Origin of the sequence: Staphylococcus petrasii (assembly GCF_002902565.1) — a bacterium.
GTDB lineage: Bacteria > Bacillota > Bacilli > Staphylococcales > Staphylococcaceae > Staphylococcus > Staphylococcus petrasii.
On the sequence record NZ_PPRC01000041.1, the window covers coordinates 1 to 20,539 of the forward strand.

Annotated in this window: 25 protein-coding genes and 3 pseudogenes; 8 read left to right on the forward strand and 20 right to left on the reverse strand. The window is 31.1% G+C overall.

All coding sequences use genetic code 11. From position 1 onward, the window contains the following. Positions 1 to 209 precede the first annotated feature (209 nt). From CD127_RS07160 to CD127_RS07240, 17 genes and pseudogenes are all read right to left on the reverse strand, one after another. Entirely contained in the window at positions 210 to 575 is a 366-nt protein-coding gene (locus CD127_RS07160) for a transcriptional regulator (RefSeq protein ID WP_103366253.1), read from the reverse strand. 37 nt (positions 576 to 612) lie between these two features. Then, a complete protein-coding gene (locus CD127_RS07165) occupies positions 613 to 975 on the reverse strand; it encodes a transcriptional regulator (protein WP_103366254.1) in 363 nt (120 codons plus the stop codon). 940 nt (positions 976 to 1,915) lie between these two features. Beyond that, positions 1,916 to 2,257 (reverse strand): RNA polymerase subunit sigma-70, encoded by a 342-nt coding sequence (locus CD127_RS07170; RefSeq protein ID WP_103366255.1) that lies wholly within the window; start codon positions 2,255 to 2,257, stop codon positions 1,916 to 1,918. Positions 2,258 to 2,259: 2 nt separating this feature from the next. Beyond that, positions 2,260 to 2,697 (reverse strand): pathogenicity island protein, encoded by a 438-nt coding sequence (locus tag CD127_RS07175; RefSeq protein WP_103366256.1) that lies wholly within the window; start codon positions 2,695 to 2,697, stop codon positions 2,260 to 2,262. Between the two features lie 54 nt (positions 2,698 to 2,751). Beyond that, positions 2,752 to 2,964, reverse strand: coding sequence for a hypothetical protein (locus CD127_RS07180; protein ID WP_002448371.1), 213 nt, complete (start codon positions 2,962 to 2,964; stop codon positions 2,752 to 2,754). After that, positions 2,964 to 3,554: a BAR domain-containing protein gene (locus tag CD127_RS07185; protein WP_103366257.1), complete on the reverse strand. Its 591-nt coding sequence runs from the start codon at positions 3,552 to 3,554 to the stop codon at positions 2,964 to 2,966. Before CD127_RS07185 ends, CD127_RS07180 begins: the two co-directional genes overlap by 1 nt. Before the next feature lie 78 nt (positions 3,555 to 3,632). Next, positions 3,633 to 3,965: a pathogenicity island protein gene (locus tag CD127_RS07190; protein ID WP_103366258.1), complete on the reverse strand. Its 333-nt coding sequence runs from the start codon at positions 3,963 to 3,965 to the stop codon at positions 3,633 to 3,635. A gap of 419 nt (positions 3,966 to 4,384) precedes the next feature. Then, positions 4,385 to 5,026, reverse strand: a pseudogene (locus CD127_RS07195) (pathogenicity island protein); the annotation flags it as partial. Between the two features lies 1 nt (position 5,027). Continuing rightward, positions 5,028 to 5,549: a hypothetical protein gene (locus tag CD127_RS07200; RefSeq protein ID WP_103366259.1), complete on the reverse strand. Its 522-nt coding sequence runs from the start codon at positions 5,547 to 5,549 to the stop codon at positions 5,028 to 5,030. Positions 5,550 to 5,854: 305 nt separating this feature from the next. Further along, positions 5,855 to 7,564 carry a DUF927 domain-containing protein gene (locus tag CD127_RS07205; protein ID WP_053035106.1) on the reverse strand — a complete coding sequence of 570 codons (1,710 nt, stop codon included), beginning with the start codon at positions 7,562 to 7,564 and terminating at the stop codon, positions 5,855 to 5,857. Positions 7,565 to 7,577: 13 nt separating this feature from the next. Further along, the gene (locus tag CD127_RS07210) at positions 7,578 to 8,447 is read right to left on the reverse strand and encodes a primase alpha helix C-terminal domain-containing protein (RefSeq protein ID WP_103366260.1); all 870 of its coding nucleotides are present in this window, start codon (positions 8,445 to 8,447) and stop codon (positions 7,578 to 7,580) included. Between the two features lie 93 nt (positions 8,448 to 8,540). Beyond that, positions 8,541 to 8,843, reverse strand: a complete 303-nt coding sequence (gene tscT, locus CD127_RS07215) for a type II toxin-antitoxin system toxin TscT (protein ID WP_032603588.1) — start codon at positions 8,841 to 8,843, stop codon at positions 8,541 to 8,543. Positions 8,844 to 8,857: 14 nt separating this feature from the next. Then, entirely contained in the window at positions 8,858 to 9,064 is a 207-nt protein-coding gene (locus CD127_RS07220) for a hypothetical protein (protein WP_053036593.1), read from the reverse strand. Between the two features lie 4 nt (positions 9,065 to 9,068). Continuing rightward, positions 9,069 to 9,473: a hypothetical protein gene (locus tag CD127_RS07225; protein WP_002476280.1), complete on the reverse strand. Its 405-nt coding sequence runs from the start codon at positions 9,471 to 9,473 to the stop codon at positions 9,069 to 9,071. Between the two features lie 3 nt (positions 9,474 to 9,476). Continuing rightward, positions 9,477 to 9,677 carry a hypothetical protein gene (locus CD127_RS07230; RefSeq protein ID WP_002476297.1) on the reverse strand — a complete coding sequence of 67 codons (201 nt, stop codon included), beginning with the start codon at positions 9,675 to 9,677 and terminating at the stop codon, positions 9,477 to 9,479. Between the two features lie 12 nt (positions 9,678 to 9,689). Beyond that, positions 9,690 to 10,004 (reverse strand): excisionase family DNA-binding protein, encoded by a 315-nt coding sequence (locus CD127_RS07235; protein WP_002476298.1) that lies wholly within the window; start codon positions 10,002 to 10,004, stop codon positions 9,690 to 9,692. 3 nt (positions 10,005 to 10,007) lie between these two features. After that, positions 10,008 to 10,223 carry a helix-turn-helix domain-containing protein gene (locus tag CD127_RS07240; RefSeq protein WP_023373222.1) on the reverse strand — a complete coding sequence of 72 codons (216 nt, stop codon included), beginning with the start codon at positions 10,221 to 10,223 and terminating at the stop codon, positions 10,008 to 10,010. A 171-nt stretch (positions 10,224 to 10,394) separates the two neighbouring features. Between CD127_RS07240 and CD127_RS07245 the strand changes: the two genes are divergently transcribed. Next, positions 10,395 to 11,018 carry a helix-turn-helix domain-containing protein gene (locus CD127_RS07245; RefSeq protein ID WP_023373224.1) on the forward strand — a complete coding sequence of 208 codons (624 nt, stop codon included), beginning with the start codon at positions 10,395 to 10,397 and terminating at the stop codon, positions 11,016 to 11,018. A gap of 11 nt (positions 11,019 to 11,029) precedes the next feature. Continuing rightward, positions 11,030 to 12,201, forward strand: a pseudogene (locus tag CD127_RS07250) (tyrosine-type recombinase/integrase). Between the two features lie 68 nt (positions 12,202 to 12,269). Here the strand turns inward: CD127_RS07250 and groL are convergent. Then, on the reverse strand, positions 12,270 to 13,886 hold the full coding sequence (gene groL / locus CD127_RS07255) for a chaperonin GroEL (RefSeq protein ID WP_103366261.1): 1,617 nt from the start codon (positions 13,884 to 13,886) through the stop codon (positions 12,270 to 12,272). Between the two features lie 49 nt (positions 13,887 to 13,935). Further along, the gene (gene groES / locus CD127_RS07260) at positions 13,936 to 14,223 is read right to left on the reverse strand and encodes a co-chaperone GroES (RefSeq protein WP_103297950.1); all 288 of its coding nucleotides are present in this window, start codon (positions 14,221 to 14,223) and stop codon (positions 13,936 to 13,938) included. A 176-nt stretch (positions 14,224 to 14,399) separates the two neighbouring features. On the opposite strand from groES, the gene mroQ reads away from it, so the two are divergent. After that, positions 14,400 to 15,140 (forward strand): intramembrane glutamic endopeptidase MroQ, encoded by a 741-nt coding sequence (gene mroQ, locus CD127_RS07265; RefSeq protein WP_103366262.1) that lies wholly within the window; start codon positions 14,400 to 14,402, stop codon positions 15,138 to 15,140. A 78-nt stretch (positions 15,141 to 15,218) separates the two neighbouring features. Here the strand turns inward: mroQ and CD127_RS07270 are convergent, their stop codons facing one another. After that, a complete protein-coding gene (locus CD127_RS07270) occupies positions 15,219 to 17,114 on the reverse strand; it encodes an SdrH family protein (RefSeq protein WP_115345424.1) in 1,896 nt (631 codons plus the stop codon). Positions 17,115 to 17,299: 185 nt separating this feature from the next. Here CD127_RS07270 and CD127_RS07275 point away from each other — a divergent pair, with 185 nt between their 5' ends. The 5 genes and pseudogenes from CD127_RS07275 to CD127_RS07295 form a co-directional block, all read left to right on the forward strand. Next, positions 17,300 to 17,923 carry a nitroreductase family protein gene (locus tag CD127_RS07275; RefSeq protein ID WP_103366264.1) on the forward strand — a complete coding sequence of 208 codons (624 nt, stop codon included), beginning with the start codon at positions 17,300 to 17,302 and terminating at the stop codon, positions 17,921 to 17,923. Positions 17,924 to 18,033: 110 nt separating this feature from the next. Next, positions 18,034 to 18,819 carry a carbon-nitrogen family hydrolase gene (locus tag CD127_RS07280; RefSeq protein WP_103366265.1) on the forward strand — a complete coding sequence of 262 codons (786 nt, stop codon included), beginning with the start codon at positions 18,034 to 18,036 and terminating at the stop codon, positions 18,817 to 18,819. Positions 18,820 to 19,557: 738 nt separating this feature from the next. After that, the gene (locus CD127_RS07285; protein ID WP_103366266.1) at positions 19,558 to 20,124 is read left to right on the forward strand and encodes an accessory gene regulator AgrB; all 567 of its coding nucleotides are present in this window, start codon (positions 19,558 to 19,560) and stop codon (positions 20,122 to 20,124) included. A 2-nt stretch (positions 20,125 to 20,126) separates the two neighbouring features. Next, positions 20,127 to 20,267 (forward strand): cyclic lactone autoinducer peptide AgrD, encoded by a 141-nt coding sequence (agrD, locus tag CD127_RS07290; protein WP_103297944.1) that lies wholly within the window; start codon positions 20,127 to 20,129, stop codon positions 20,265 to 20,267. Positions 20,268 to 20,293: 26 nt separating this feature from the next. Further along, a pseudogene (locus CD127_RS07295) lies at positions 20,294 to 20,539 on the forward strand (quorum-sensing sensor histidine kinase AgrC); the annotation flags it as partial.

Sequence of the window (20,539 nt, forward strand, 5' to 3'; positions counted from 1 at the left end):
GAATTTTAAAATACCCTTATTTGCAATTTTAAGATACTTTTTAGAGCATTTAGGGGTATTTTATATATATTTATACCTAAAACTATTTAACAGCTCTTAAAACGCAAATATGAGCTAAATTTAAAAATCAGAAAAGCAAACCTTTACTTTAGATACTAACAAATTAAAATCTTATTTAATACTAAATACACAAAATACCTATATAAACGCTATACATAGCCTATAAGCATAGCTAATCGTCTGATTATGCAGTCTCGTTTTCTTAATACACTTGTTTTACTTATATAGAAATGATTAGCTATATCTTGCCACTCATAACAACCTATCGGGCACTCCCAGTATCTTAGACGAATAATCTCTTTAGTTATATTGTCCGCTTCATCTATTAGTTGATCTACACCATTAACAATATTACACAATCTCTTATATTTGTTCTTCATACCTATGCTAGTTGCTTCATCAATAGTATTATTTAGTAATTCAAAGTGAGTAAACTTCATTTCTTTACGATACTGCTCTATGTTTTCTAAATAGCCCTCTAGTTTCTTAATATCGTGCCTTTCAATCGTTAGCAAAGTAATACACCTCTAAATTTCAAGTTTTTTCAAGTTCTTAATGTAATATACCTAATTCATCAGATAAGCTAATAAGAATATTATTTCTTAAGTTATATGCTGTTGATTTACTTATGTTAGTCTTAAACGCTACTCCAGAAACATTTAGCTTCTCTGGGTTATTGAAGTAATACTTTTCCATAAATTGTCTGTTATCAAAGCTGCATGTCTTATAAACGTTTTCTATTGCTTCTTTCATCTTATTTAATTGCTTTAATTGTTTATTTTTCAAAGTCGCTTTTTCTTTAAATTGAAATGGATAAATTATTTTATTATTCAGACGTTCAATATCCCTATCTATATACTTATAATTTCTTAATTCACTTTCTAGATAGTTTATAGTCTCTTTTCTTAACCTCAATAATGATTACCTCTCTAATTAAGTTTTTATTGAAATGTAATACATAGACATAAAACCTATCATAACGGGATTTTATAGTAGGTTTTTTCAAGTTTTTTACAACCTATCAAATGCTACATAGAGCGTTGTAGTAGCTACTAAATCGTATAATGTAGATGTTTTATAACTATCTACTTAAATGTGCTTAAAAAGACTCTGAACACATTTTGCAAAACATTTACTTCTTTTTATGGTGTCCAAAAAGTCCCTTTTTTGGGAGTCGAAAAAGTCGTTTTGAGTAACTAGTTAAATTTATATCGACTTATTATTGAGGGGATAACCCCCCTTACTTATTCCACTAACCTTAACAAAGCTTAACTTTTTAAATTAAAGGGAACTGAGAAATGCCCCCCCTTTATCGTTAAATTATCAACAATTTTCATCATTCAAAGTAAGTTATCGTAAGTTTCCAACCTAATAGGAGGGGCTGTATAGCAATTCTTAGTATTTTTAGTATTGTACTACCGAATATGTAGTAATTTGCAGTAGTTTTAACAAACGCTAAATGTTAAATAGCTAAAATAACTTTAAAGCTATACTAAATCTGTATTTAAGCTCTTTTAAAACCCTCTAAAATTTTGCATTATTTAGCATTAACTAAACGCTCAAAAAAGATCGCATTCTTTTATGCTGTTAGACATTAACGACTAATAACTTAAATAAGCTCTAGCACTTTTATGAGCAATAGCTTTTTATAATCAGCGTTTACGTCGTTATTTTGAAGTGGTATATATATTTTTAACACTCACATTTTCCAACAATTTTATTAATACATTGAATTTTGTCCTATATTTTCCTACATTTTGAACTACTACATACATTTGCAATATAGGATTTGATCCCAACATTTCCCAACAATTTAAGCGTATTCAATCTATAAAATTATGAAGCGGTTAATCTATTAATCAACCTCATCAGCTATCTTATCAAGCAACCCATTATATAATTGTCTTATTCTCTCACCTGAAAGATTAAATATATTACCTACTTCGTTTAACGACTTACCCTGACATAATAAATAAAATACAAAATATCCTTTTCGTGTTCCTATTCTATCGACAATACGTTCAAGCTCATTAAAAAAGATTTGATTGTCGATATTATCATTTACATCTACCGCTTCGACATCATCATTAATTTCAAAGAAGTTATCTATATCCAACTCACTTTCACTGATATCAATTGTTGTATTATTTTGATAATCTTTAATGAATTGCTTTATAGTCTCTTTACTATATTTCATACCTAAACCTCTGTTTTATACGAATGTGTAGCTTGATAGATATCACGTCTTAACCGTTCAATTAAATTACCATCAGCACTGTTTCCATTAGAACGCAAATAGAACATAACTTCCTTTTGTTCTAATGGTGCATACCCCTTAACTATGTGTTTTAATATCGCTAACTTTCTACTGGATCGTTTAATATATCCATTCAGTTTAGCTTTTTCATCAATTATACTAATCACTAACTTTTCTAAAGGATAAGAAATAGATACAACGCCATAAACATCATTTGTAGTCATATGTGACATATTTAAGTGATACATCATCTCTATTTGCGTAGTAATAGCTTTAATCTTAGTGTTTATAAACTTAGGATTATACTCTGTTAGTAAAGCATACTCAGATATTTTAGTTTCATGATAGGATAATGTGTGACTAATTCTTTTAAGGATCATATATGCACCTCACAGATAAAATGAGCCTATCGCTAAGGATAGGCGTGTATGATATTAACCTTTGATAATGCGATTTTCTCTAGCCATCTGCATAAAACTTACATCTCTTTTTGATTTTTGTGATAATTCTTTTCTACGTTGTTCATTATTATTTTGGTTAATTTGAGCCTCAACGACATCTAATAATTTATCACGATCTTTATCTGACAAATCAGTTTCTAACATGATGTGATTGGATACCTTATCTAAATTGTGTTTTCTAGTCATTATTTATCACCTCTAAATTTAAGTTTATGATTGTATTGATCTGTAAATGGTAATTCTATACCTGTAATGTATGGACTGTATAGAATATCTCTAAAGTGATTTCGCAATTCCCTTTTTACTTCATCATCTTCATCAAAGTTTTCTCTATGATATGGAATAGTGTAACGGTTATACTCTTCTTCGTATTTAGCATTTAAATCATTAATTTCAGTTAATACTGTGTTAAATTCTTCAATAATTGGCTTGAATTTTGCTAATATACGTTCTTTGTCTTTTTTGTACAAATGAGGTAAATCTGCTTGATGTTTAATAAGTTCAATTGCCTTTTTACGTCTAGCCTCGTCAAATACTTCTTTTTTAGTCGATAAGCGTTTCTCTAAGGCTTTCAGTTTCTTCTCATTGCTATCAAATGTAGTATAGAGTTCATCAGCCTCATCATCTTGTGAGTTAGCAATTAGTTCTTTATATTTAACTTTATCTTCCTTAATTCGTTGCGTGAGTTCTTGACGTTCTTTTTCAAGTTTATTGATATTCTCTCTTTGACCTGTCACATATTCATTGTATTCATCAAAGTATTTAGCTGTTTTCAATGATATACCTCGTTTCAGTTATATTTTTTAAAATTATTACTCTTGTGCAATCTCAGCAGCACCACGTACTAGATAACCTTAAATCTCAGTTTTCTTTAACGCCTCATATCGCTTTAAACTACCTTCGATATGACGCTTGATACTTCTTAAGGCTAATTCTTTCTGTTCCTCAGATTTAACCATGAAATAACCTCTTGCATCTTTTTTATAGCTATATCCGATTGGATAACCATAATCAACTACTAAACTATTAATCGTATTTCTTAACCATCTATCGTTGTTTCGGTTAAATTCCATATTCAATTGATTAAATATATTTTGCTTAGTAATAATCTCGTGCTTAGTGTTGCGTAATACGTTTAATACTCTGATATAATCGTTCGTTAATTCTTTTTCAATTGTTATTGTCATTGTTTTATCCTCATTTCATTCTTAATTGAGCAGACCTAAGTAAATGAGGAGGTATTAAATGAAACAAATCAATCAATTTACAATTTTTAACTATTTTGCATTCGTGATTTCAGCGAGCAAGAAACTAACCAATCTACATAAAAGTATAATTACTTCTATAACACTATTATACTAAATTTACACCTAAATAACAAACAAATGTTCTTATTTTAGCAACGTTTATATAACTTCTTAACATTCCATTTAACACTATAAATAAAGCGTTTATACTACTTTTCATACAATTTCACACACTTTCTATTATAGAACTTATGTTCGTTTTTTGCCTTAACTCAATCTAAAATCATTAACAAATCTTAACAATTACGATTTACATAAAAAAGCCATGCCCCTATTAAAGTGCATGACCTATAATTTTTCGCTTTCACTCCATCATAATAAGACTGTTTCAATTCATTCAGTCGCTTAATCAATACTTTACTATCAACTTCATTAGCCTGTTCATTCTGAATAAACTCAGTAATGATTTTCAAGCCCTCAACTAATTCTGGTGCTGGTTCATTAATTCCGGTAGCTAACTGATACAATGCCTCCATATTACCTATAACATCTGCATTACTAGTTTGAACGCCCTCAAGTTCATCTATATTGAAATCTTTACTCATGTAGTCGAACATGTCACTATTATTACTTTCTGCAAAGGTTTCTAGGCCGTACATGAAATACTCATTATCAAACATGAAACTAGCCATCATATCGCTTATAGTGTCATTTGTACCATCTGGTTTTTCATAACCTGCATAATGCCCCTCAATGCTCTCTATAAGTTTCTCAGTATGCTTCTCTGAGGCAATCTCAAAAGATTTTCTCACTTCACAATCTTTTATCAATACATGAGCGTACATCTTCCCTTTGCTCATCAGATATACAACATTAAATGGATCGTTATATATCTTAAATGCAAAAGGTACTTTATAACTACTTTCACATAGTCCGGTGAAATATCTTAATAATGTTGCTGCTCTAGTTTCAAATTCATTTGCTATAATTTCAACGTTCATACTATACACGTTCCTTTCTTTTAATCATCAAGTTTTCGTTAGCTTTTCCAACTTTACCGATACTTTCAAATTTATATCTTTCAAAATATTTTGTATTATTATCGCTCTCAGTCCATAAGCAAGCCTCAAGATTAAGTTTTGTAGAAATTGCCAATACATCTTTTAATAGGATTTTGCCATGTCCTTTTTTAAGTGAATTTAAATTATCTATTTCAATGATCCAATCACTATTAAAATATTGACTAAGTAACGGATTAGGCTTTCTAATATTAAACTTTATTAGTGCTTTGAAATCTTTAGTTATCAATGATATATCCCTACCAAAACAATAGAGATAATATTTTTTATTTAATAAAATAACTTCTTGAATAAAGATTTTATGAGTTTTAGTAGAATTAGTTAAAAGACTTATAATCAAACCTTTAGCCATGTTTTCTTGTTCTTTCTTCACATGCTGCTGAAATTTATTATTATTTATAAACATCTTAAATTGTTGGTGTCCTATTTCTGTAATTGTTGGCATACTTAACCTCCGTATTTAATAATTGTGTACGATACACAGAGCTGTACACTACATATTTTTTAAATGTGTACCAGTTAAAACGTTGATACAAGTTGGTTTAAAAGATTAGTACACAGAGTACACACTATTTTCAAAAATATTTGTATATTGAATAAATGTAATAATTTTTAAGCAATTAAAGTTTTTATTAAAATATATTATTACTGTGTACTTTGTGTACAATGTGTACTACTTATCTTAAAACGTTGATATCATAACTTTTATAGAGTACACACTCTTTTAAAAAGAATGTGTACATATGTGTACTAAATTTCACATGTATAAGGACTATGTGAAACTGAAAAGTCAAAGCCTAATTCTTCTACAATACTTTTTTTAATTGCATATCCTAAATGTCTTTCAGAATTATGTCTAACTTGTTTTTGAAGTCTATTCTTATCTGTGATTAAATAGCCTTTTTTCTCCCATTGAGATGTAATAGTTTGAGTTTCATATCCTAACTTAGCTTTAACAGTTTCATTTTTAATACATAAATAATCAGATTTATAAACTGCTATAATCTCGCCATTATTAACTGGACTATATCCCTCACCAATGATATTGTTTCGATTAGCGTCTAAATATTCCAATAGTCCCTCAAGCATTTGTTTAGGTTTATCTATTGTTTTATTATTATTCAACATATTTTCATATGCTTGGTTAATAATCTTATAGTAATCATGTTCAAAGCCATCAATATCATTAAGAATTTCACCAGTAAGCTGTAATAAGGCAAAACACTTCCCAATACGTTGCATTACTTCATTGATACCTTTCTCATTAAAATATCTTAAATAGCTTTCAAAACTTTCTTTGTATTCATCTTTTTTTGATTGATATTGTTTAATAAATTCAATTCCTAGAGTGCCATAATTCTCTCTAAATTCATGATCTAACGAGATGAAATCATAATTATCTGGATAAGGTTGTTCTTCTAAAGTAACGACACGAGCAGATACTCCTGCTTTATCTTCTGCCATATTCGTAATTGAGGCCTCACCAGTAGAAAGCATGATATTTTTCCATTCTTTCTTTTCATCAATAGTTAAATTCTTATTACTTCGGCTTTTACTTTCACCACTTGAATAGTTGTAGACTGCATTAGCTATAAAATTAGGTGATATATTACGTGTATCATCTTTAAACATTGGAAAAGAGTTCAAAAATGCAGCCATAGCCTCAATACTATTTCTAGTAGAACTCCATGTAGTTGTAAGGTCAGTAGTTCCCCACACACTAGCCACTAAGTTCAATGTAAATGTTTTACCTGTTGAAGTACTTCCAGCAAGTTCAACAATAAATGGCATAATATCAAATTCATATAGTAATACTGAACCTAGTGAGGCGTATAACATCACCATTACCATAGGCAAATCTTTAATTTTTACAAATACTTTTTTTGAATAATCTTCAATTGTTCCTTTAGATTTAAATGAATTGACTAACTTTTGAAAACCTTTATCATTATTGAAAAACTTTATATTTTTGTGTTCCATTTCGTCCTTATATGGATAAATGAAATAATCTTTTACATGTCCTAATCGAGTTGCTACTTTTATATTGATAGGTGGACTATATCTCTTAGATTGATTAATATAATCAACTAATTTTGATGAAGTATTTGAAGTTACATCTAGTTTCCTATTTGCTAATTTGAGAAGTTGTCTATTATCTGTGATTTCTTCGGCAGTAACATTTAAATTTACTGGTGTTCTATTATCAAAAAAGTGCATGTTATAACTCACTTCACCATTTTCAATATTTTCATATCTAGTATTGATTTCTGGAATAGTAGTAGTGATAAATCTTTCTTTATCTGGTTCACCATCTTTTCTACTTGGAATAACTTGATAAAGTGCTGCACCATAACTATTAGGTTTCACTTTGTAACCATCTGGAATAATATTGGGAGTATATGTCTTTTTATTCATATTCTCTTTAATTTCGTTCATAATTTCATCATTAGTAAAGTTCATAGAAAACTCCTCTCTAGTTGTTATAGTGTTTTTTCATAATAGAATAAAAAGTAGCATTAATTTCACGTTCATTCATTGGTGGTGTGCATGATTGCCCCCACATCTGAGCAAAGGCATAAATTATATGTTCATTTACTCTACGATTGAATAAGTGTCCTAAAATGCTTGCTAGTGACGAATTACGCCCACCTTCACTAACGCCAAATGCTTTTTCTTGCCAATGACTTGGATCGCGTCTTTTGAAGTTTCGAGTAGAATTTTCTTTACTAGATATATCAAATAATTTAGCCCACTCTTTAAGTACTGATTTATCTAAAATTGCAGCGTCGCTAAATTGATATTCAAAAGGACTTTCTTTACTTTTTCTGACTGGTAAAGCCATAGCCCTAGATGGTTGATAACTGCCCTCATCAATTTTGCACGCTATTTTTTGTGCTAATGTTCTTACATATGCACGATATTCATTTGCACTTATACGTTCACTCAGTGGCACATATAAGCGTATTCTAGGACTTTCATTTGTGTGTCTGAATGTTGTATGCCAAAACCATGCAAAGCCTTCTAATTCGCTTTTAATTGACTTGTGTAGCATGTTTAAATCATCTTCATCATCATAATCAAGTACAAGTACATCTCTATAAAGTACATTGTCATCATTTCTGTATTTTTGATATTCATGGCCTTTATCATCTACACCGTCAGAAAGATCACCGTATACTGCTGTTCCTCTAGCATATTTATTTATATTATTTTGTGGAATGGATAAACGACTAATTAATTCACTCCACTTAGGTTGAGAGAAGTTTTTGAATGAAGTTGATTTTTCGTTTCCATACCAAACCACACTCACTTGAGTATCATTTTCTAATTGAATTACGCTCAATTTTATACCTCCATGTATTAAAACAAGAGCAAAGATGTTATAATACAAATGGAGTATTTTCTTATTGCTCTTGTGTTTTATAAATTTTGTATATTACGCGTTATCTGATTCCTCGCCAAAGTTCTCAGATGACGCTTTTTCTATTTCACGGATTTTCATCATAATGTCATCAAAATCTCTCATATACATAAGCATTAAATCAATAACTTGTGTGTTTTTGATACGATGCTCGTGATATTTCCAGCCATGCGTATATATTTCTTTTTTAGTTAACATATGATTAGGTTCATGTGTGAAATACTCATCATCAAACCATACAAAAGATGTTACGACATCATTAATTTTTTCTTGTACTACTTCTAAATCATCAAATAAATTTCTTAATTCCCAATCCATTATTGCTTAACTCCTTAACTAATTTTTTGTTTATTATAGATTTCTTTAGCTTCAATTAAACTTTCTAAAGTACGCTTACAGTAGTCTATTTTCTCCAAATCTTCACGACTGAAGAAACTTAACTGACTTTGACTTTCAAATATAATTTCTTCTTCATTTTTAATAATCCAGTTGATAGCACGCATGATATTTTGTTTATTCACATCTAATTTAGCAGCCATTGTTTCACTCCACTTCAATATTTCCAACAATATAATCCAACGCCCATTCTAAAATGCCGATCACATGTCCTTCTCTATCTGTTGTATGTTCATGTTCACCCGTGTTATCTATAACGGAATAGTAGTAAATTTCTTTATCTTCATTCATAACATCACTTAATGTCATTGTTACTTCATCAAGAATAGAAAATGCCTCATCTTCAAAATCTAATTCAGCAAGAATGTTAAATAATTCTTTATGAACTAGTTTTAAAATGTGTTCATAAAATGCTGTATCATCATAGCGGTAATCCGTTATGGAATGAAATCTATCTTTCGCTGATAAGAATATGTCCTTATCTTTTTCATATAATACTTTTTCTAATACTTGAACCACTTTTGATAATTGATATTTTTGTTTAATTTCCATTTCCTATACACTCACTTTCTTATCTTTAAGTTCGACAATTCTATTAATATCTAACTCCATACATGCAATAGCTATGTTAGGACTAACTTCAGGAAAATGTTTCTTAAATACATCAGGCGCTATATTTAAAATTAAATTCCCTTCAACATCTTTCACACAAAACCAACCGACGACGCTTTTTGTTATCACTACTTGTTGTTTCATATCTTTATCCTCCTAAATTGTGCTAAGTAACTTCTTAACATTAATCTGTTTTAAATCATTGTTGTGTATGTCCATATGTGATGTGATTTTCTCCATAAATTCATCTACATCAGATTTCTTAAATCGGTATGTGCTGCCTACCATATAGTACTTAAGCCCGTTATTAATAAGTAACTCCTCAATTGTTGGTTTACTTAAATTTAGGTATTCAGCTAATTCTTTGTAGGTCATGAAGAATTTTTCTCTAGCCAATTCATCTACACGTTGATTAATGGCTTGCTCTAGTAATGCACGTGCTTCTTGTTCATCTATATTGATGTTGAACATTGGTTAAGCCTCCTTTTTATTTAAAGATTCTATCCCTAAAAATTCATTTGGTGTAACTTTTAAATAATTACATAATTTCAAAATTACGGATAAACTAGGATTTTGAGTTTTCTCATAATACAAACCATATAAAGTTGTTTTAGCTATACCTGTACCCTCATGAACTTTTGCGATTGATGATTTATTAATTGCTATCAATACACGAAATTCATTTTTCATCATACTCACTCCTTTATAACAGAAGTCTGTGATATTTTTTTATAATCTGTTATTAATGTCATTGTATGCTTTATAAAAATAAATGTCAATACTCAAAACTATTTTAGTGAACTCTGTCTTTTTTTAGCGTTATATAGTAATATATCTATATAAATATTTGGAGGTAAAAATATGATTCAAAGTAGATTATCGGTATTAATGGCTGAAAGAGGTTTAAAAATATCTGATTTATATGAGGAAACTGGAATTTCAAAAACCACATTAATGGCAATCGCTGAAAATACTGGTAAAGGTGTTCAATATGATACAGTTGATAAATTATGTAATTTTTTAGGTGTAACTCCATGTGAATTTTTTGAGTATTCACCATATCTAGTTAGTTTTAGAATGGATAAAATTAAGTCAGATCGAAATATTCCTATTGATTATACAATTACAATTAAAAATCAAAATTACGAAAAACTCTTTTACTTATATGTTTTTATTTATCTAGGGAATTCTTATGACATTCCCGTTAGAAAAGATGAATTTAAAGCTTATATTGATATTAACCTAGAAAGTTCAGAACATTACAATGATGAAGAGTTTTATAATTTTATTTCTGATTTAACCATTTCATTTAGAACTGATTTTATAAATAAAATCATAGGCTCTATTACATCATTATTGTTAGACTTTGAAGAAGTAAGAACTATTGATAGCAAAAACATTAGTTTTAAAAAAGGCGATTATATTGCTTTAGGATTATTTAGAGAAAGCAAATATGAAACACTGAAAAAAATTACACTCAAATAAAGGTGAAAATTATGGCAAGCTATGACCAAATCGCTAAAAATAACTGGCGTTATCGCATTTCACTTGGTAAAAACGTAGACACTGGCAAATACGAATACATATCTAAGACTGGTTTCAAACGTAAATCAGACGCTAAACATCAAGCTGAAATGATTGAACGTCAATTAAGAAATGGTGATTATATTGCCCCTTCTTCTAGCACCTTCAAACAAGTAGCTGATGATTGGCTTAAACAGTATGCTAATGATGTAAAAGTAAGTAGTGTCAGAGCACGTGAGAAAGCTATACAGCACGCCATAGAGCGTTTTAATACTAAACCAAAACCATCAAGAAACATGATTATCAGCGCTTTGTGGACGATATGAGCGCACAGTATAGCAAGAATTATGTTGATAGTATTGTGGCTTCTACAAATATGATATTTAAGTATGCGTATGATACGAGATTAATAAAAGCTATGCCTAGTGAGGGTATTAAACGACCTAAGAAGAAAGTAAGCGTGGAAGAATTAGAAGATATTGAGATACACAAAAAGTTTCTTGAAAAAGATGAATTATTTCAATTCCTGGAGATTGCTAAGTATCACCATTCACCACAAAATAGCTTTGAAGTATTTACCACATTGGCATACACTGGCATGCGTGCAGGCGAGTTGTTAGCGTTAAAATGGTCTGATATAGACTTTGAGAATGACACAATTAGTATTACTAAGACTTATTACAATCCGAATAATAATAAAAAGAATTATCAGATACTTACACCGAAAACTGAAAGTTCAATCGGTAAAATATCAGTAGATCCTCATGTGATTCAATTACTCAAAGATTATAAGGTAAATGTCCAGGACGCTTGGAAAAATGAATTATATGTAGATAATAATTTTGTGTTTACTGATGTGAATGGTTATCCTCTTGTGATTAAAAAGCTGCAATTATGGATAAAAGCTATACTTAAAAAGACTGACATAACCAATAAACAAATAAGCACGCACTCATTCCGTCATACACATTGCGCCCTACTTATAGAGGCTGGCGTACATATCAAGGAAATACAAGAAAGACTACGCCACAAAGATATAAATACCACAATGAACATCTACGCTAAAATTACCAACTCATATAAAAAAGACGCTTCCCACAAGTTTAGTCAACTCATGGAAAACGTCTCAAAAGAATTATTTTAAGATTTTTATGTCATTATTATGTCATTCATATTGACTAAACGCCTTTAAACCAACGTTTATTGGCGTTTTTACATCATACCTGGCATGCCGCCCATACCTGCATCATTTTTCTCAGGTTCTGGGATTGTCGCAACAACAGCTTCAGTTGTTAAGAACATAGCAGCTACACTTGCAGCATGTTGTAATGCTGAGCGAGTTACTTTAGTAGGGTCTACAATACCTTCTTCAAGCATGTTTACCCATTCGTTTGTAGCAGCGTTGAAACCAACACCAGCATCCGCATTTTTAAGTCTTTCCACAATTACTGAACCTTCAAGTCCAGCATTTTCAGCGATTTGACGTACTGGTGCTGATAAAGCTTTAAGCACAATGTTTACACCTGTAGCAACATCGCCTTCCGCTTCAATTTCTTCTACTTTATTATAGATGTTGACTAAAGCAGTACCGCCGCCTGCTACGATACCTTCTTCTACAGCAGCACGTGTAGAGTTTAATGCGTCTTCAATACGTAATTTACGTTCTTTTAATTCAGTTTCAGAAGCTGCACCTACTTTAATAACAGCTACGCCACCAGCTAATTTAGCTAAGCGTTCTTGTAATTTCTCTCTGTCAAAGTCTGAATCTGTTTCTTCAATTTGTGCTTTAATTTGGCTAACACGTGCATCGATGCTGTTATCATCACCGTCACCATCAACAACCGTTGTGTTGTCTTTAGTCACTTCAACTTTATTTGCACTACCTAACATATCGATAGAAGCATCTTTTAATTCTAAACCTAAGTCGTCAGTAATAACTGTCGCACCAGTTAAAATTGCTAAGTCTTCTAACATTGCTTTACGACGATCACCGAATCCAGGTGCTTTAACTGCAACTGCAGTAAATGTACCACGCATACGGTTTAATACGATATTAGTTAACGCATCTCCTTCTACTTCATCAGCAACAATTAAGATTGGACGGCTAGATTGAACCACTTGTTCTAATAAAGGTAAAATGTCTTGGAATGATGAGATTTTTTTATCAGTAACTAAAATGTATGGTCTTTCTAATTCAGCAATCATTTTATCTGAATCAGTTACCATGTATGGAGATTGGTAACCTCTATCAAATTGCATACCTTCTACTACTTCTAATTCAGTGTCTAAACCATTTGATTCTTCAATAGTAATAACACCGTCGTTACCTACTTTATCCATTGCTTCAGAAATGTATTTACCGATTTCTTCATCAGCTGCTGAAATTGCACCAACTTGCGCGATTTCATTTTTGTTTTCAACTTTTTGAGAAATATCATGTAACGCTTCAACAGCAACTCTCACTGCTTTATCGATACCTTCACGTAAACCTACGGGGTTAGCACCACTTGTTACGTTTTTAAGTCCTTCTTGAATCATTGCTTGCGCTAATACAGTTGCTGTAGTAGTACCGTCACCAGCGATTTCATTTGTTTTATTCGCTACTTCTTGTACTAATTTAGCACCCATATTCTCATAAGGGTCTTCTAATTCAATTTCTTTAGCGATTGTAACACCATCGTTTGTAATTAAAGGTGCTACATATTCTTTATCTAATACAACGTTACGGCCTTTAGGACCAATAGTTACTTTAACTGCGTTTGCTAATTTATCCACACCACGTAACATTGCTTGACGTGCGTCTTCTGAGAATTTAAGATCTTTAGCCATTATTTGACCTCCGTAAAATTTTAATTTTTATCGTTAATATTAATTATTTTTATTTTTCAATGATTGCTAGTAAATCTTCTTCATTTAAAATTAAGTATGTTTCGTCTCCGCGTTTAACTTCTGTACCAGCGTATTCTTGGAATACAACTGTGTCACCTTCTTTAACCTCTGGAGCAATCTTTTCACCATTGTCAAGGACACGGCCTGAGCCTACAGCGATTACTACGCCTTCATTTGACTTTTCTTTTGCGCTATCTGTTAACACAATTCCACTTTTAGTTGTTTGTTCTTGTTCTTTTCTTTCGATAATCACACGACTTCCTAATGGTTTAAGCATGATTGTTCCTCCCTTAATAGGTCTCTTTTTAGCACTTAAATAACTTGAGTGCTAATCTAATTTTTATAATAATCAAAGTTGGTCAATTTTTCAAGCAATATGGTTTTTCTTATTTTTGTACATCCCTTATATTTACGATAAAATAGAAATTACTGATATTTAGATGGAGGTTTAACATGGCAAGATTTTGGGTGGCATTTTTAACACTACTGATTTATGCATTGGCACAGTTCTTACCACTTTTCTTGGAAAAGACGCCAATGTTTAGTCATCTATCTGGAATGGCTTTAGCTAGAGCAGGCGTATATACGCAAGTCATTCTATTTATCATAGCAGCCGTGCTAATTATATGGTTAAATTCGATCATTAAAAATCCTAATGTGATTGAACGAGGTCATAAGGAATATAAGCGCTACATTATTCCATGGGCTTTATTAGGATTTTGTATCGTAATGATTTATCAAGTTATCGCTGGCATCATTAATATGTGGATCTTCGGTAAGCCGCAACAAAGCCCTAACACAGAAAGAATAATGGCGATTGCTAAACAACTTCCTGTGTTTATCGTACTTATTTCTATCGTAGGTCCTATCCTTGAAGAATACGTATTCCGAAAAGTTATATTCGGCGAACTTTACAATAAAATTAAAGGGAACCGTATCGTCGCCTTCCTTATAGCATCTATTATAAGTTCACTATTATTTGCAATTGCACATAATGACGTTAAATTTTTACTAATTTACTTTGGTATGGGCATGATTTTCTCACTAGCTTATGTCTTCACAAAACGTATTGCTGTACCAATCATTATTCATATGATGCAAAATGGCTTTGTCGTAATGATGCAATTCTTCTTTAGTGATGCAGTTAAAGATATACAACATCAAACAAATTTCATTTTACATTTTTTATTTTAATCTAATTTAAAACGCATCTAATACTCAAATCTTTATTTAATATAAAGACGAGTGTCTAGATGCGTTCTTTTGTATTATTTAATTTTTCAATAGTTTAAATAAATAGCGCCCTATGATGCCTAAAAATATAATAATGATACTACTAATTAATACAATATTTACTTTATCAAAATTATATTTCCCTTTTGCTTCGCTCTTCTCATCATCATTAGATTCAATTATCTTTTTATGACTATGAATATCCGCTTCATCTTCACTTTCTTTTGAATGTTTATCACTAGGCTTTTTCAAATCAGGCATTGAACCAATCTCACCTGTAATTAACGCTAAGACTTGTTCATCCAAATTCTTATAATATTCTCTTGCATTAAGAGGGTTAAAATACTCAAATCTAAAGTAATTTGATTTACGTTGTAAAGAATTTAAATATTCATTATTAAATGTTTGCTTTCGAAAAAGTCTGTAAAAATCTTGATCCGTAACGTTGTCCTCATTTTCACCTAAACGATTAACACGATTAATAATAAATGGATTATATTTATATGAACCCGTCGCGAGTGTATCGAATCTGTGTAACAATGATGTCCATCTATTATTTCCGCTAGCATTATTATCATCGCGACTTACATAATGATGATTAAATTGGTGGTCATTATAGTTATGGTCATTTATTGTTGATTGACCGTAATGCCACTGTTGTTTAGTGTTAGTATTTGATTGATTAGATGAAGCATAATGATTCTCTGATTGAGACGTACGCCCATTATTCTTATTAGGATAGATTTGATGAATCATCGCATCTGAGACATTTTGATTACTTTGTTCTCCCTTATGCTTATAACCGCCTTGATAGTCATAACTATCGTTTCCATTAGACGATTGATGATGTTGTGACTGTGAACTGTCGCCATTTGAAGTTTGATGAGACGTATTTTGATTAGGATTTCCTGAATGCGTCTGATTATTATCTCCATTTGAATCATGTTTACTACCTTGGTCATATTGTCCTTGATGCTGGCTATTCATGTGGTGAGATGAATCTGATGAATTTGATTGACCTGATTGATTTTTGTCATTATTGCCTGATTGACCTTTGTCATTATTATCAGAAGGTTTCGATTGATGTTGGTCCGAACCTTGTGAATCTCCATCTTGATTTGACGGTGTTTTATGCGAATTATCATCCTGATCTGACGGAGTTGTATGAGAATCTCCGTCTTGATCTGACGACTTTTCACTCTGATCATCCTTATCCGAGTCATCTGGTTGACCATCTTCTGATGAAGAATTTGATGAATCATCTTTACCCTCATTATCATCCTTGCCAGGATCATCCTCAGAATTTCCGTTATCGTTCTCATCCTTGCTAGGTTCATCCTCAGAACTTCCACTATCATTGTCACCATCGTTAGGTGTCTCGTTGCTGCCATTTTCATCAGTATCTGGCTCGCCTTCATGAGAACCATCATTTTGGTCGTCCTGATTATCCTCATCACTCACATCATTACTACCATCAGACTCTGAATTATCATTAGAATTCGACGTTCCATCTTCATTAGATTGCTCATTGTCACCATTCTCTTCTGATGGTGGCTGAGTATCATCTTCGTCCTCAGACTTCGGCGTCTCCTCAGACGGTTCCGATTGAGATGTCGAGTCCTCTCCCTCATTCACTTCATCCGACTTCTCAGTAGATGGTACCTCTTCACTTTCTTGATTATTTAATTCATTACTATTTTTACTTTCATCAGTTTCTTTTTCTTGAAAAGGCTGTTCCGAATGACCACCACGATTATCATTGTTTGAATCATTTTCATTTTTTAATTCTTCATTTGATTGTGAAGTGTTTACATCTTCTTGTGTATTTTCGGTTTCTACTGTTTCATTTGATGTTTCCTCTGCATGAACGTGTGGGCCTATCAATGACGTCCCTAAAGTTAGAAGTATAGTTGCATGGGCTAATTTCTTTTTCACCAATCGTCACCTCCTTCTTTCTTTTAACACTTCTAGTATAAGGAATATAATTGTCTTATGCATGTAAATAAGAAGAATGATAAAAAATATTAATACTTTTGAAACTTTTTGTTATATTTATTTTACTTATCAAAGTATAATATTTATACTTAACTTGTATCATTTAAAACAAAGGAGACATAGACATGGGTTTATTTGATAAAGAAAACACAAAACCATTTTTAAAAGAAATCGAAAACAGACGTACAATTTATAAAACTGAAACATCAATTTCTATCAGCGACGAAGAATTAGAAGAGTTAATTGAACATATTATTAAATATATGCCTTCAGCATTTAACTCTCAATCTACTCGTATTGTTTTATTATTAAACGATAACCATAGAAAATTCTGGGATAACACAAAAACTGTATTAAGAGATGTAATGGGTCCTGACCGTGACTTCGAACCTACAAACCAAAGAATTGAAGGTTTCAAACATTCTTACGGCACAATTCTTTATTTCGAAGATGAAGACGTGGTTAAAGCATTACAAGAAAAAATGCCAAGTTACGCTGACAACTTTGCAAACTGGTCAGTACAAACAAATGCAATGCACCAATTTGCAATTTGGACTGCTTTAAGTTCAAAAGGCATCGGCGCTTCATTACAACACTACAATCCATTAGTGGATCAAATTACAGCACAAGAATTTGATATCCCAGCTTCATGGAAATTAGTTGCTCAAATGCCATTCGGTGACATTCGTGAAGAAGCAGCTGATAAAGAAATCCAACCAACTGACAATCGTTTTATCGTTAAAAAATAATATACTATTTGGAGCAAGTTAGATAATCGTTATTCTAACTTGCTCCTTTTTTGATTTTCCCTACATATTTTAGTACATTTAAAACAATTATAGGGATGAGGAGCGATACAATGAAAATTCAATTATTTCAATTTTATGTTGAATACGGAAATGCTGAGAAAAATGAACAAAAAATAAAACAATGGTTTGAAAAAGAATTAAATGAAGATACTGAAGTCGTGGTCTTACCTGAAATGTGGAATAATGGGTATGCTTTAGATGAATTATCACATAAGGCTGATAAAGAATTAGCTAGAAGTTTTCCTTTTATTCAAACACTTGCTAAAACATATAACGTAGATATAGTAGCCGGCTCGGTGTCAAATACACGTAATGGCAAAGTATATAACACCGCTTTTACTGTTTCAAAAGAAGGCCAAAGAATTAATAAATATGACAAGGTTCATTTAGTACCTATGTTAAACGAACCAGAATTCTTAGAAAGTGGCAAAACAGCTCCTGAACCATTCGCCCTTTCTTCAGGCGTTATCGCAACGCAAATCATTTGCTATGATTTACGCTTTCCTGAACTTCTTCGATACCCAGCACGTGAAGGTGCACAAATTGGCTTTTATGTAGCACAATGGCCTACTCCACGTTTAAACCATTGGAGAGCGTTATTACAAGCACGCGCTATTGAAAACGATATATTTATTATTGCATGTAATGGTACAGGTAATGATGGAAACACAGATTATGCGGGCCACTCAATGGTTATTAACCCTAATGGAGAAATCCTGGCTGAACTTGGTCAAGAAGAAGAAAGTATTGTAGTAGATATTGATATAGATGAAGTAGAACAACAGCGTAATAATATTCCAGTATTTAAAAATTTAAGATTAGAACTTTATAAATAAGTTTTATCAACATAAAAAAGCCGTGAGCTTGGGAGAGACTCACGGCTTACGTTTTATTAAGGGAATGTTTTTTTACAGTTATTTTTCAATCTTTTTGGGGATGTTATTAATTATGAAAAATTATCATTTTATACAAATGATGTTACGATAGCTTTTATCGTTGAGAATAATTGCCTTCTATTACGTTAATAGCTAAGTCAATCATCCTCGACTGAGTTTAATACTTCAGTCACTTTTTAATTAGTATTCATTAATAAGTTGGGATGGCTTATTAATGAATAAATCAACTACACGAAGAAAACAAAGTTAAATTACTTCTACTAAGAGAATTTACTAAATTGACAATGTAGATTCTGCCATTATCAACTATTATGAAGCTTAACTACAGCTACACAAACACTCCTTCCAACTTGGGGCAAGATGAAATGATTTCGCAACTACAAACAAAATCATCATCCTTTACTGCCAATAAAACAATAACTATTAAATTTAAAGACTAAGATTATTAAGTTGTTATCACATCTATGTGATATGTCTATATTAAAACACATACTCCACGCAATTTTGCGAAAACTTCTTAACTTGCAATTTTTTATACTAAACTGTATGTTTTTATATGTTAAAATATTATATGTATTTTAAATACAACAGTTAAGTATTAATTTTGAACAGTTAAGCAATGTTTTACAGACTGGTTGCACAAAATTGTATAATCGATTTAAGGAGAGTGGCACAATATTGAAAGCAATTGACAAACAAATTGAGCGCTTTGCTTCATACTTACAACGCAAAAATAACCTTGATCATATACAATTTTTAAAAGTGCGACTAGGTTTACAAGTTGTAGTAAGTAATTTAGCAAAGACAATTGTGACATATGGTGCTGCAATCATATTCCATACATTTCTATACACTTTAATCACACATGTTAGTTATTTTTTAATCAGACATTATGCACATGGAGCTCATGCTAAATCGTCATTGCTATGCCATGTTCAAAATTTAATCTTATTTGTTGGTTTACCTTGGTTCATTGCCTATTTTTCTATAAATTTGGGTATAATGTATACGGTTGCATTTATTGCATTATTACTAATTATATATTACGCTCCAGCTGCAACTAAGAAACAACCAATACTCTCTCATTTAAGAAAAAGAAAAAAAGTATTAGCAATTATTATTACAATAGTGTTGATAATTATTTCATTTATAGTCCCTGAGCCATATAAACAATTAATATTATTAGGTGTGACACTTGAAAGTCTTACCTTATTACCATTCTTTTTTCCCAAGGAGGATAATTAATTATGACATTTATTACAAATTTATTTATTAAATTTTTCGCATTTGTTTTAGAAACTGTGGGTACCCTTGCTTCTCATACTGCATGTGCAACATATTTTGATGAGCCTGAAGTTCCTGAAGAATTAACTAACTTAAAAAGATAATATTTGTTAGAAAGTGTGAGAGAAATATGGAATTATTGTCGAATATGCCATTAGCTATTTTTCAAGGTTTTCTCTTATTTTTAATAGCCAAAATTATTTTGGATGTAAAATATACTAAAAGGGATTATTTAGCCATTTCAGCGGTTATAATCCCTTCTGCTTTTTTATTTTATTTTTTAGGTAGTATTTCTATATTATATCTATTAATAGGTTGTGGCTTAATCTTATATTTTAAAGTTAAACTCTACTCATTAATAGCTGTATTCAGTAGT